Annotated in this window: 10 protein-coding genes and 1 tRNA gene; 4 read left to right on the top strand and 7 right to left on the bottom strand. The window is 35.1% G+C overall.

Features of this window, described 5'->3' with window-relative positions:
* Nucleotides 1-321: 321 nt before the first annotated feature.
* From U9P79_01360 to U9P79_01345, 4 genes are all read right to left on the bottom strand, one after another.
* A complete protein-coding gene (locus U9P79_01360) occupies nt 322-1,146 on the bottom strand; it encodes a Bpu10I family restriction endonuclease (protein MEA2103276.1) in 825 nt (274 codons plus the stop codon).
* Nucleotides 1,146-2,462 carry a serine hydroxymethyltransferase gene (gene glyA, locus U9P79_01355; protein ID MEA2103275.1) on the bottom strand — a complete coding sequence of 439 codons (1,317 nt, stop codon included), beginning with the start codon at nt 2,460-2,462 and terminating at the stop codon, nt 1,146-1,148. The genes U9P79_01360 and glyA overlap by 1 nt, the downstream gene beginning before the upstream one ends.
* 76 nt (nt 2,463-2,538) lie before the next feature.
* Nucleotides 2,539-2,979 (bottom strand): ribose 5-phosphate isomerase B, encoded by a 441-nt coding sequence (gene rpiB / locus U9P79_01350; protein ID MEA2103274.1) that lies wholly within the window; start codon nt 2,977-2,979, stop codon nt 2,539-2,541.
* Nucleotides 2,980-3,188: 209 nt separating this feature from the next.
* Nucleotides 3,189-4,097: a bifunctional enoyl-CoA hydratase/phosphate acetyltransferase gene (locus U9P79_01345; protein MEA2103273.1), complete on the bottom strand. Its 909-nt coding sequence runs from the start codon at nt 4,095-4,097 to the stop codon at nt 3,189-3,191.
* 219 nt (nt 4,098-4,316) lie between these two features.
* On the opposite strand from U9P79_01345, the gene U9P79_01340 reads away from it, so the two are divergent.
* Nucleotides 4,317-4,589: a co-chaperone GroES gene (locus U9P79_01340; protein ID MEA2103272.1), complete on the top strand. Its 273-nt coding sequence runs from the start codon at nt 4,317-4,319 to the stop codon at nt 4,587-4,589.
* A gap of 195 nt (nt 4,590-4,784) precedes the next feature.
* Here U9P79_01340 and U9P79_01335 read toward each other — a convergent pair whose 3' ends face one another.
* The 3 genes from U9P79_01335 to U9P79_01325 form a co-directional block, all read right to left on the bottom strand.
* Nucleotides 4,785-6,608 (bottom strand): hypothetical protein, encoded by a 1,824-nt coding sequence (locus U9P79_01335; GenBank protein ID MEA2103271.1) that lies wholly within the window; start codon nt 6,606-6,608, stop codon nt 4,785-4,787.
* Nucleotides 6,595-9,864, bottom strand: a complete 3,270-nt coding sequence (locus U9P79_01330) for a DUF4175 family protein (GenBank protein ID MEA2103270.1) — start codon at nt 9,862-9,864, stop codon at nt 6,595-6,597. The genes U9P79_01335 and U9P79_01330 overlap by 14 nt, the downstream gene beginning before the upstream one ends.
* A gap of 68 nt (nt 9,865-9,932) precedes the next feature.
* Nucleotides 9,933-10,007, bottom strand: a tRNA-Thr gene (locus U9P79_01325).
* Nucleotides 10,008-10,795: 788 nt separating this feature from the next.
* Here U9P79_01325 and U9P79_01320 point away from each other — a divergent pair.
* The 3 genes from U9P79_01320 (at nt 10,796) to U9P79_01310 (ending at nt 13,856) form a co-directional block, all read left to right on the top strand.
* Nucleotides 10,796-10,966: a 4Fe-4S binding protein gene (locus U9P79_01320; GenBank protein ID MEA2103269.1), complete on the top strand. Its 171-nt coding sequence runs from the start codon at nt 10,796-10,798 to the stop codon at nt 10,964-10,966.
* Between the two features lie 214 nt (nt 10,967-11,180).
* Nucleotides 11,181-12,713, top strand: a complete 1,533-nt coding sequence (locus U9P79_01315) for a LysM peptidoglycan-binding domain-containing protein (protein ID MEA2103268.1) — start codon at nt 11,181-11,183, stop codon at nt 12,711-12,713.
* A 66-nt stretch (nt 12,714-12,779) separates the two neighbouring features.
* Nucleotides 12,780-13,856, top strand: coding sequence for a M42 family metallopeptidase (locus U9P79_01310; protein ID MEA2103267.1), 1,077 nt, complete (start codon nt 12,780-12,782; stop codon nt 13,854-13,856).
* Nucleotides 13,857-14,102: the final 246 nt, after the last annotated feature.

Genomic DNA, 14,102 nt, shown 5'->3' with positions numbered 1-14,102 from the left:
ATTTTTTCTTTCTGTTTTCTGGTTTTCACTGTTCACATTTCACTTTTCACATTTTCTTTGTAAGCCACTAATTCACGAATATTTTAAAAAAAATATCATTAGTGAATTCGTGGCTGATTTTATTTCATTATTCATTTTCTGCTTTTCTAACTCACCCTCGGTCCCTCTCTTCAAAGAGAGGGATGACTTCGGTTCAAAAGCAATTTTTTCTTTCTGTTTTCTGGTTTTCACTGTTCACATTTCACTTTTCACATTTTCTTTGTAAGCCACTAATTCACGAATATTTTAAAAAAAATATCATTAGTGAATTCGTGGCTGATTTTATTTCAAAATAATTCCGCTTTCGATTTTTCTTTTCAACTCATTCTCATCCTTTGCAAAATATTTACTAATATGATTCACAATCCCATCAATCACATCAAATGAAATATTTTTCCGTTTCATAGACATAGTTTGTTGCTGAATAATATATAATCCATCTAAGGCTGAATCCTGAATATTCGAACTAAAATCGTCATGAACCACTTCCGCTACGATAAGAGCTAAACAATCTGGAAACATTTTTTTTATTCGTCGAACACTTCTGTGAATGCTATTAAAAAGCCAATCGTCGAGAATCATTGCGGTTTCTGTTATAACTAATGGAAAAACCAAATCTTGAGTAAAATAAGCTTTTCGGCCATCCATACGGTACTGCATTTTCAATGATCTACCAATCACACACCGCATTTTTTGTTCACGAAAGTTGAGCACTTTTTCATTTTTCAGATCATCAATGTTATGAATAAATCCGGTAAGTTGGTTAGCAATAAAGGCACGGGTCAGCAATACATTTTTTGACCGTGTAATCGGCATATCTTTATAAACATAATATACGAATTCTGAAAGAGCTGTTTCATACAACTTTCTATCACCCAAGAAGGAGTTTTTGTGACGGTATTTTTTTTGAAATATATGACGACGATAATCTGCATACAATCTGATTTTTTCTTTTAAATCGTCTTCGCTATTGCTTTCTATTGCGAGGTTTGCTTCTTTCCATCTTCTGTAATTAAGATAAATTTCGTTAAGAAACATTGTTTTACGAGCGTCTTTTGCATTGGTTTTCAGTTCATCAATTGTTTCACCGTGTCGGAATGTATCCATTATAATTTCTCGTTTCTTAAATTAGCAAAAATGGGAAATGATGCACACATGTTTTTCACTTCCTGCTTAATTTTTATCAACTCTTCATCGTTATTAACATTTTGTTTAACGCGATAAATAAATTCAGCAATTTTGATCATCTCTTCTTCTTTCATCCCTCGAGTTGTAACGGCTGGTGTTCCAAGTCTAATACCGGAAGCTACAAATGGGGGTCTTGTATCGAACGGAACAGTGTTTTTGTTTGCAGTGATTCCCGCTTTATCGAGAGCACCTTCCATCTTTTTGCCGGATGGATTACCGGATTCTTTTGTGCCCAGATCTATGAGCATGAGATGATTGTCTGTTCCGGCAGAAACCAATCTGAAACCTTTTCTCATAAGAGAATCAGCTAGGACTTGTGCATTAACGATAACTTGCTCCTGATATCGTTTGAAGTCATCCCCCATTACTTCTTTAAAGGCAATCGCTTTTGCTGCTATCACGTGTTCCAGCGGTCCTCCTTGCCCCCAAGGAAACACAAATTTATCTACATCTTTTGCATATTTTTCCTTACATAAGATGAGCCCACCGCGAGGACCTCGTAAGGTTTTGTGGGTGGTTGATGTAACAATATCGGCATACTTAACCGGATTTGGGTGCAAACCGGTAGCGCAAAGTCCGGCTATGTGAGCCATGTCAACTATTAAAATCGCACCAACTTCATCTGCAATCTCACGGAATTTCGCAAAGTTAATTTCTCTCGGATAAGCGCTTGCTCCAGTAAGAATTATTCTCGGTTTGCATTCTTTTGCTTTTTCAAAAATGGAATCGTAATCGAATTGCTCTGTTTCTTTGTTAACGCCATAAGCAACAATATTAAAGAGTTGTCCCGAAAAACTGAGCGGATGCCCGTGAGTGAGGTGTCCACCGTGTTCGAGTTTCAAACTCAAGATCGTATCTCCAGGTTTTGCAACCGCAAAATATGCTGCCATATTTGCCTGTGAGCCGGAATGAGGTTGAACGTTTGCGTGTTCTGCCCCAAAAATCTCCTTTGCGCGTTCGATGGCTAATTCTTCGATTTTATCAACATATTCGCATCCACCGTAATATCGCCCGTAAAGTCTGTATTTTACTTTTCCATCTTTGCGACTACGACGATATGGATATCCTTCTGCATATTTGTTTGTTAGTACCGAACCTGCTGCTTCCATAACCGCATCAGATACGATGTTTTCCGAAGCAATTAATTCCAGATTTTGATTTTGACGATTAACTTCGTCCATCATAAAACCGAAAACTTCCGGATCTGATTTTTTAATTTCATTATAATTTAACATAATTCCTCCAAAGGGATTATTAGATGGTTTATTTTTGAATGTAAATATTTTATTCTGATATGTAAATTGGCTGTTTCTACTGTTCTTCGTATTTTTGTATTTTTTTTATTCGTCTGTGATGTCTTCCTTCAGCAAAACCGGTTTTCAACCAAACATCAACAACTTTTTTAGCATTTGTAAAATCAATAAATCTTCCGGGTAGTATTAAAATATTTGAATTATTATGCTGGCGCGAAAGTTTTGCAATTTCAGGAGAAGTGCAAAGAGCTCCCCGGATATTTTTAACTTTGTTGGCTACGATACTCATTCCGATACCGGATCCGCAAATAAGGATTCCCGCATCGAATAAACCTTGTGCCACCTTCTCGGCAGCTGGAAAACCCACGTCAGGATAATCACATGATTCTTTTGTATATGTTCCCGCATCCTCAACTACATATTTATCATGCAGATAATCCAACAATCTCCCCTTTAATTCAAATCCTGCATGATCTGATGCTATGATTATTTTTTTCATCTATTCAATTTTATGTATCGCTTTATGCTAAAAAATAGTTGTGTGCTAATTGCTTTCATCCCGAAAAATTATCGGGATGCTATTCTATTTATCCCCGTTGGGGAATCGTTAATATTTTTCATTTTACGTTTTTACATTGTCATTCAAACAAAAGGACTCGTGTGCCACATTGTTCAGTTTTACATTATTCATTATTCATTATTCATTATTCATGATGCCAATGCTCCAAGAATGATCGAGTAATATTTGGAGTCATCACTATCGGAACGAGAAGTGAGAACACATGGCACATTCGCACCCATAACAATAGCCGCCAATTTTGCATTTCCGAGATACGCAAGTGTTTTATAGACAATGTTTCCTGCTTCGATATTCGGGAATAAAATTATGTCTGCGTCTCCAGCCACTTCGCTTTTTATCCCTTTAATATCAGCACTTTCTTTTGAAACAGCCAAATCCATTGCAAGTGGTCCATCTACTAACATACCTGTGATCTGTTTTCTGTCCTGCATTTTAGAAAGAATAGCAGCTTCCATGGTGGATTGCATTTTGGGATTTACCTTTTCCACAGCAGCAAGAATTGCGGCTTTTGGTTTTTTTATTCCGAGAGAATTTGCGATTTGTTTACAATAACCAAGCATTTTTATTTTATTTGAGAGGTCCGGATATGGAATCACGGCTACATCGGACAATAGAAGCAGTTTGTGATAAGTAGGAACTTCCATAACAGTAACGTGAGAAAGAATTTCACCTTTTTTCATCAAACCCTTGTTCTTATCAAGAATCCCTCGCATATATTTTGCTGTATTACAAAGACCCTTCATAAGATAATCTGCTTTGCCTTCCTTAACGAGTTGAACAGCTTTTTTGATTCCTTCCTCTTCAGATTTAACATCAATTATTTTTAATTTTGATATATCCAGCCCTTTTTCATCAGCAACTTGCTTGATCTTGTCTTGCTGCCCGGTTACAATCACATTTAATAAATCTTTATTCAAAGCTCTGGTAACAGCTCCTAATGTATGGGGATCTTCTCCCATTGCAACTGCAAGAGTTTTTTTCTCTTTTCTTTCTTTTAAGTATTTTTCCATTTCTTTTAGATGCCTGATAGGTTTCACTTTTCCTCCGAAATATTATATTAGAATTTGTGTTAAAAATTTCTTCAATTCCAAAAAAGGCAAAATAGTTGTCAAGTAATGCAATTATCCCATATCCTTCCGAAACAAAAAACCGCACTACATCTAATTTATTTGAAAAAAATTATAGATTTCCTTGACGAAAAAGCACATCGTTTTAAATTTATACAAAAATAAATTAAAATAATTCTGGAGAAAATGATGAAAATTAAACCTATTGATGATCGTGTTCTTATCAAAAGCATAGAACTTAAAGATGAAAAAAAAGTAGGAAATATCATTATTCCCGATACAGCAAAAGAAAAACCACAAATTGGTGAAATAATTGCAGTTGGGAATGATGAAGATCTACAAGATTTAGTAAAAGAAGGTGATAAAATAATATATGCCAAATATGGTGGAACTGAGATCGAGCTCGAAGGTGAAAAATTCCTTATCGTGCAACGTTCCGACCTTTTGGGAATTGTTGAATAATATTCACCCAAACTAAAACTACGTTTATGAGCGGCATTTTCGGATGTCGCTCTTTTTTTTCTTTATTCTTTTTTCCTCAACCCATTTTTCATATTTTCGAGAAAATTCAGGCTGCTTCATGGACAATTTTTTTCACGTCATTGACGGAATCAAGAATCCACATTTCCCTTCTCCCTTCTCCCTTCTCCGTTTTCCCTATTCTAGTTTCTGCCTGATCTCAGGAGCAAATGCTCCGTTAGGAAACTCTTTTAAATATTTCTCATAACTGCTTGTTGCAAGTTCAAACTTTTCCAAATAATAATAACAGTCTCCTATCCGTTTGCTAATAAACTCGCTATAATCCGGGGAAGTATCCGGTTCGCTAACATTGGTTGAATCCGGCAATTCCATAACAGATTTTGCAAGAGCCAATTGCAAATAGATCTTTAACGCTTTATCATAATAAAGATTGTTGTAAAAATAATTTGCCATAGTGAAAGTGCAAAAATATTTTACATCCTCATTTTTCGCAGAAACTAAAAGTTTCTGAAACGACATTTCTGTTTTATGCAGTTGAGGAGTTTCCAGATTAAACAAAAAATTTAAAATATCAGTTTTCAGCGAATCATCTGCAGATTTTAAATTACTATTTTTGGTAAAATTATGTAATTTCACAAAATCATTGAAATATTCATTTGCAGAATTCTCTGCTGTAAATTCCTCAAAAAGAGAATCTGATTCTGTATAATTTCCTACTAAAATATCAGTTAAATACAACTTGTATTTTGCCTGATAAGAAAATTCATTATCCTTGCCCTTGATTTTAGCTACGATATTTTGAAAAATATCTTTTGCCTTATCGTATTTCGATTCGTGCAAAAAACAATCCCCGAGCAAAAGGTCTAATTGATCGCCATACTTGCTTCTTACCGAAAGTTTTCTTGCCTGAAGAATATATTTTCGAGCCTCAACAATCGAATCCTGTATTGTATATTTAATCTCGATAAGTTCCACAAGGCTTTCAAATATCAACAAATTTAACTTTGAGCGATTTTTCATACCTTTTGTTTGCAAATGGACAACCCTTTTGTAAAAGCCTTCTGCTGCAGAATACCGATGAGTCAAAAAATACAAATCGGCAATATTTTTATATAATCCGAATTTCATCACTACATCAATTTTATCATTTTTCAAGATTTCTTCATAAACGGAAATAGCCAAATCGAACTGCTCTCCCTTAACAGCAATTGAAGCAAATTGGAGCATAGAATTCACATCCAAATTCTTATAAATTTTAAAAGCCCTGTCATACTCGCGATTTCTCACATAAAATTCTGCAAGAAGTTTTCTAAATAAATTATCTTCAGATTCTCCCTGTCTATCTTGCAGTTCCTCAATAATCATTTTGTTGCCTGCCCTGAGATTTTCTAGAGAATATTTAACAAAGCCGTAGGAACGTACATCTAAAATGCTGAAATACTCCTTAATCGCATGTTCATAATCCATCTGAGCTTTATAAATTTCTGCTAATTGGCGTGCATAAATGGTTTGAGTTTTCGAGACTTTTCGTGCTTCGAGATAAAATTCTTCGGCTTCCTCAAACAGATGCTCCATAGCATAAACACGGGCAATTTGATCGTAAACAGAATAATTTTTAGGATTGAGATTGATGAATTTTTCGGCTTCGAGATTTGCTTTTCTTTCTTGATTTTGCACCAAGAACAATCGAATTTTAGTTAGAAAATAGTAATTGATTTTCAAATAATCTTTCTCTTTTTGGAGCAATTCATCTAATTTTTTGTAATTTCTTGTATTAAAATAAAACCTGATCAGCCGCGTAACAGCTTTTTCATTGTGCGGATAATTCATGACCAATTCTTTATATAATGATTCCGCTTTTTCAGTTTGATTCTGACGCTCAAAAAAACTTGCTCGTTGCAATTTCATATTTATAATCTGTTCGTCAGAATAGCAAAATAATTGACTAACCAAAACAAATATTAATAAAAGCAGGATCAGAAAAAATTTATTTCTGTTCATATTGGATTTTTTCCAGATATTTTTTAATAAGATTGTGAAATTCTTCGGGATAATTTTCGTTGATAAATTTCAAAACATCTTTCACTTCTTTAGAATTTTTGTTGATCCTAAGTGAATCGGGTGTTGCATATTCAAACAACTCGGGCGTTTTTGCTTTCCGTTTATTGCTGAAATCGCGTTTGTGAATTGATCGCTGGGCATCAAGAAGGCGGGAATGAATGTGCTGCTGCTTCTCAATTAGATCCTGATCAATAATTCCTTTATTCAATTTTTTTAGCACTTCATTTATTTCATCCCCAAGAGATTGCAAATTGCCCATCAGTTTTTCTGCTTCCGGGAAATCGCGCAAAACCCTTTCCAGATTTTCTTTGATTCGTTGTTCATTTCCAGCAATTCTATCCATCATTTTTCTCTGTTGAGGAGACAAACCTTGCCCTTGTCCCATTTGCTCCATCATTTGCTGCATCAGAGCCTGAGCGAGCATGGTGACACCTCCCTGCTGCTGACCCATTTTCTGCAACTGCTGCATAAGTTGCTGCATTCCTCCCCCACCGCCTTGCTGCCCTCCACCGCTTGACTGGAGAAGATCATAAACCAACAGATTGATTCCGGAGAAAATTCTTTCCTTATCCTTTTGAATATTATAAGTGCGTCTATTTCTAAGTTGATCAAACATAGAATCAAAATCATTTATCAGGCTTGCTACGTGTGGAGAAAATTTAGGGCTAAGAATGAGGATGATCAACGGATTTTTAAAAAGTTCTTTCATCACATTTTGGATTCCGTCATAGATCGCAATTTCTTCATCAAGCACCTCAAAAGATTTATAGTTATTTCCCAATATTTTCTCCTGAATTCCTGAAAAATAGAGAAGATTGAAGATGGTTTTGTCAATCAGCTTTTGAAATTCAGCCATTGCCATTCCCTGCATAGATTGCTGGGCTTTTTGGATGGAATTCTTCATTGAAGACATAGATTGCTGAATTGATTGTTGCATTTTGGAAAGATTCTGTTTTTTGTTGGCTTGCATTTGTTGGGCAGATTGCTGCATTTGTGGGGACATCTCATTTTTCTCAGCCTGCTCCAATGCTTCTCTCAACTCGTTGGCGGATTTATTTTTCTGGTTTTTTTCCAGTTCCTCAATCTGTTTTTGAATTTCTTCTTTCAAACTTTCATATTTTTCGGAAATTTCCTTTTGCTTCTCGCTAAGGTCACTCATGTCAGAATTATTATCCATCCGCTCTTGCGCATTCTCATTCAAATCTTTTTGCAGTTTTTCCATCTCTTCAGCCTGCTGGAGGATTTTTTGCATATTCTGCTCTAATTTTATTTTTTCCAAAAGTTTAAGCGTTTCATCCAATTTCTTCAAAAAATCCTCTTGCATAGATTTGAATTGTTCCATCGCTTTTTTCATCTGTTCTTGATCTACATTCTCCAAAGACTCTTGCATTTTTTTGATGGCATCCATTAGTTCGGGAGTGGCAATATCTTTCATTATCTCCTGAATTTTTTTTAGTTTTTCCAGAGTTTCTTTTGAAACAGCTTTATTTTTTTCTATCTGCTCCACAAACTTTTTGTATTCTTCTGCAGTTTTTTCTGCGAGTTCAGCCATCTCTTTTTGATTTTCGAGAGTTTCTTTCAGTTCATCCTTTTGTTCCCAATCAAGTTCTTCGTTTTTCAGATATTTCCTTCGCAAGTCTTCAAATTTCTTTTTATTTTTTTTAGCCTTTTCCAAAGTTTCTGCAAGATTTTCATATTTACTTTCCTGCTGCTTGTCAATTTCCTCATATAATTCTTCGATAGAAGGAAATTTTAAAAGATATATTCGGGATTTAGATGACTGTTTTTCCGGTTCGCTACAATTATCCCAAATTTGTAAATAATAGGCAATTACATCTCCGGGAAAAAGTCTATGCTCATTCAAATCAAAAATATAACTTCCATTAAGATTCGTAATATTCGCATCAACGTCAATATTCTTGTGGATAAATTCCCCATCATTTTTTTTATAAACAATTCCCAACTCTGAAATTCCGAAATCGTCTGAAGCAGAATAATTTATCGTCTCGGTAAGGTTTTGGGCAAGAATCCTGTCTTCTGCCGGAAACGTTATCTTTACTTGGGGCGGTAGGTCGTCCTCTGCATAAATTGTCCTGCGGATAAAACTATTCTTATTGCCCAAAACATCCTCGAGATAAAAATAATAAGTAAGACTTTTTGTTATCTTGAAATTTGCAGAATACTGCTTTGCTTCAACCTTACTCATCTGCACGGTTTGCCCATCGGAAAAAATAATTCTGGCGTCTGTTAGCTGATTATTCACTTCAATAGAAAATTTTATATTCGTTCCTGTTAGGGTAAATATATTACCGGATGCGTCCTTTTCGATCTTCGGAAGTAGTTTTGCGTAAGCCGGATAATCATATTGAATCGTCAGATTTTTTACTGCCGGTTTTTCCAAAACAGAAATCGTAAAAGTATCTGAAACCGCAAAATCATTTCGAAAAAAGTAATCCAAACTATCATCAATATTATAAAAAGTGTAAGCTGATTTGCTCAGTTCAATTTTTTTGGAACGCAAATTTTTCATAAAAACTAATTCGTAATTTAATTCGGGATAGAAATTTTCTATTCGAACTTCCAGATTGCTCCCTTTCAAAACAACCTTATTCCCCGGAATGACTTCTATAAACGAATCAAAGTGTGGTTCAAAACTCTGAATATTTATCAAAGTCCTGAATGTTTGACGCACACTAACAGGGAAACTCAATGCCAAAATTATTACCATAACCAGTGAAACCACAAACAATTTTAGAGAGAAATAAATTTTTTGCAAGGAAAAATTGTTTTTGAAAGTTACTTTCTTAGAAATTTCGTTTGCCTGATTTATTTCCGCCTGAATTATTTCTCTTGAATAATTATCCGCAGTTTTTCGAGAATTAAACTCAAGAGCAGAGAGTAAAATTTCATTCTCTTTAGGGTTTTTTACTGCTAAGTTCTCTGCAATAAAATGCAAACCGTGGTACGAACCGATAATTTTATAAATGAGGTAGAAAAAAATTAGAAGACAGAGAATTTTAAAAATTATGCTGCCCGAATAAAGCAATTCATAATCATTCCCAAAAAAAATTGAGATAAAATGGTAAGTTATAAACAGCAGAAAAAAAATGCTCAACAAAGTTAACAAATTTTCAACAATTCTTGTAACGAAAAACTTATTGCTAAGTGATCGCAATTTTTTTTTATATAAATTCATAAATTATTTGTAATGCCTGTTCTTCTAATGCCATTCTACCTTATTTTGTTATTGATAAAGAAAAAAGATGGAGCCACCAGTGAGAGTCGAACTCACGGCCAACTGATTACGAATCAGTTGCTCTACCACTGAGCTATGGTGGCGTCAGTCAAGATTTGTTTGACGAGAGAGTGTAATTCAATGTCAAGTTTTGGAAATAACACTTGCTTTTCAAATCCCTTTAAAATCTGCCAACAATATAATTGAAAATATCTCGATGTTCTTGATGTCTCAAATTTGTGTTACTTGCAAATTATAATTTTCACTTTTATACTTTTATTATGAAAAAAGAGTTTAATTGAAAGCAATTTAGACTTCCATAATTTTTTTTAATAGAAATTATCTCAACACACATCCCCCCAAAATCAGCAAAAGATCAGCGTGAATTACACCTATACCTAAATTGGCGCTTATAGAGGAAAGATGGTTTGTAATTTCACATTTTCACAAAAAGGTAAAATAAAAGTGGATCAATTAAATAGAATGAAAATGAGATGGGTGATGTAGAAGTTCTAAATTTATAGGTTGAAAATGAATATTGTTCACTGACCCAAAGGGGTTATTCATATTTCATCCTTTCTGCGAGGGCATAAATGCCCACGCTGAATCGAATAAAGCCGGATAAATCAGGCTGAAAAAAATGGCTGCTATGTAATGAGTATTATTCATAATACTTTTTTCGATTTAGCGTGGGGGTTTACCCCCTCGCAGACATTGCCCAAAAAGACTGACGAATAAATCCAGACAAAATGCCCTCAAATAACTCGGTTTTTTTAGAAGCATTCTTGTAAAAAAATGAGGGGAAGCGAAAAATTATCTCAATTCTTGACAAGTTTATTACAACTTTTCCTAACTGTATTTTATTAAAATCAATAATTCCAATGGAGGAAAAATGGCAGTAAAAATCGATAAAAATCTTTGCACCGCATGTGCTATTTGCGTAGATGTTTGCCCTACCGAAGCACTCTCGATCAAAGGTGACGTCTGTGTAGTAGATGAAGATTTATGTGTAGATTGTGGCGCTTGCATTCCAGAATGTCCGGTCGAAGCAATTTCTGAATAACGTTTACATCTAAAAATTTAAGCCATCTTTTCAACTTTTTGATCAGATGGCTTTTATATTTTTTTTAACACCCATACCATTTCTCAAAAGCGATTTTGATGAAACGCATTGGAAAAGCGTATTACGTTTCTCCGAAACGGCATAAACCACACGCTTTGGAAAAACGTATTACAAATCGCATTATTGAATGTATTTACAAATTAAGGAAAAATAAATGAAAAAACTTTTTGCGCTGTTGCTATTATCAACAGCTTTTCTTACCGGCTGCTCAGGTTACAACTCCTTTTTTGGTTATATTCCAGCTTCGAAAAAATCTACACCTTCGGAAAAAGTTGAGCTAAAGAAAGAAGAGAATATACTCGTCCAAGATACTTTAGATGCAGATAATCCAAATAACGATTCTTTAGAGAGCACAATCACAAATCACATTTCTCTAATTTCAAGTCAGGAACAGCAGATTGATTCCCTCTTTGCCCTGGTGGATGCTCTTCAGGATTCCATTCTCTTTTTGAACAGTTCCACCCGAATTAAAATGGATTCCCAGTTTCCCGATTCCATTATTTTTGCCGGATATACTTTCGACTTGACGAATGAAAGGTATCTCGAAAAATTCAAAAAATGGTACGGTTCGGAAATCAAATACGCATATAAATACATTCCTCGAACAACCGAATGTTTTCCAATAATTGAAAACATTCTTCGTGAAAATGGTTTACCTGATGATATGAAATACCTTGCAGTTGCCGAAAGTTATCTAAGTCCATTTGCCGGTTCACACGCCGGAGCAATCGGTTACTGGCAATTTATCAAACCGACGGCAAAGCATTATGGTTTGACTGTAAATCATTTTGTGGATCAAAGGCAAGGATTGTTCAGTTCCACACAGGCAGCATGCGATTATATTATGTGGGCTCAAAATTATTTGCAAAAAATGGGAATTGATGATATGCTTCTTGCCATGTGCTCTTTCAATGCCGGCATGGGTAATATCACTCGTGCTATTCGGGAACAGGGAGGAAGAGATTTTTTCAGTTTAATCCAACGAAAAGACGAAACAGATGAATATATTTGGCGAACAATTGCCATAAAATACATTATCGAAAATGAGAATCAGATTTTTACTAAACCATTTGAAAAGAAAAAAAATCTTCTAACTAATAATAAAACAGTAAGTCTCTCTCTCAAGGGTTATTACAAGATTGATGATTGGGCTCAAGCTCAAGGAACTGTGATAAAAAAAGTGTGGGAACTGAATCCATGGATAAAAATATTTAAAAGGCAGCAGCATCGCTACTCACCGATAAACGATGTGGTGTTAAATCCGGGTAATTACACGGTTTTGATACCAAATGGCTCCATCCCAGATCCAACAAAATTAGCACGAATAGAGCAACAATTTCTCCAAAAGAATAGTGGATATTTTGTTGAACATATCGTGAAGCGAGGAGAAAATTTATATAATATTTCCCGCAGATATAAGACTTCCGTTTCAAAATTAATGCGAATAAACAGTCTGCACAATTCAGTAATTTATCCTGGTCAGAAGTTAAAATTATTTTCCGATTCTTCTGCTCCAACTAAAACAAATAAGTATTATTCTGTAAAAAAAGGTGATACAATTGCCAATATTTCTTCACACCTTGGAGTTTCTTTAACCCATCTCATTTCAAAAAATAATCTAAAAACAAGATACAGAAACAGTAATTTGATTGTAATTATTTACCCGGGGCAGAAGTTGTATTATTAAATCCACAATTTTTGACACAAATTTATTTCTATTCAATTATTGGTTTAAAATTTTTGGGAGAAAAATATGAAAGATCAACAGCTTTTAACAAAATTATGCTTAGCTTCCGGTATTTCCGGCAATGAAGAACAAGTTCGGGAGATCATGAAAAAGGAAGTTAAAAATTACGATGATGTTAAATACGATAAATTAGGATCAGTAGCATTCTATTTGAATGGTTCGAGTGATTTGCCAAAAATATTGGTAGTAGCCCATATGGATGAAGTTGGTTTTGTAGTTGCAGATATAACCAATGAAGGTTTGATAAAATTGCAACCTGTAGGCGGTTGGAATCCTCAAACTCTTCTCTCTTCTCAACTTAAAATCATCACAAATGAGGGGCAAGAATATTTGGGAACGCTCGGTTCGACTCCTCCACATTTTAAGGATAAATCTCAAAAACCGCAAGTTGTTGAAATTGGAGAAATGTTTTTAGATATTGGTTCTTCTACTTTAAATGAAGTAATCGAATATGGAATTTCACTTGGCGATTCCGTGGTCCCGGATGTAAATTTCATCAATTTTAAAAAATCGAACAAAGTAATGTGCAAAGCATTCGACGATAGAGTCGGCGTTTGTGCGGTGGTGGATATTTTAAATCATTTTTCAAACAATGAGCATCCGAATCAGCTCATTGGTGCAGGAAGTGTGCAGGAAGAAGTTGGAGCAAGGGGCGCAAAAACAATATCGCAACTTGTGAAACCCGATCTGGCGATTATTCTGGAAGGTGCTCCGGCTGACGATATTCCGGGTTTACGTGCACATCCCCAAACAAAAATCGGAGGGGGAGCTCATGTTCGATTGTGGGACCCAACTATGATCGTTCATAATCGGTATAAAAAATTCATTCTGCAAGTAGCAGAAGAAAGCGGCGTAAAATATCAACCTACGGTCCGAAAAGGCGGGGGAACAGATGCAAAATTCATTCATCTTGCAAATATTGGAATCCCCTCAATCGTGCTTGGCGTTCCTGTGCGTTATGCACATAGTCATCGTAGCATTATTTCTTTGGATGATTACGATGATCTGCAGGAACTTCTTAAAGTGATTATTACAAAATTAGATCAGAAAAAATTTGAAGAAATAGTTAGTGTCTATTCGTAAACTACTATTTTATCAATGGCTCCACCAGCTGGTGGATGATTCGACGCAGAAAAACCCCAAGTGGAATACGGTAATACGTTTCTCCGAAATGGCAAACACAGAACGCTTTGGAAAAGCGGAATACAGTAATACGTTTCTCCGAAACGTTGGGCGCGAAACACTTCAGAAAAACCGTTTACGATTCACATCTTGATAAGATCATCAATCATTCGCCCGGTTTTACTTTCTTAAAACATTGACTGAAAA

It is taken from the genome of Candidatus Cloacimonadota bacterium, assembly GCA_034661015.1.
Lineage (GTDB): Bacteria > Cloacimonadota > Cloacimonadia > JGIOTU-2 > JGIOTU-2 > JAYEKN01.
Note: the sequence above shows the minus strand (reverse complement) of the source record. Positions and strands in the feature narration are given on the sequence as shown.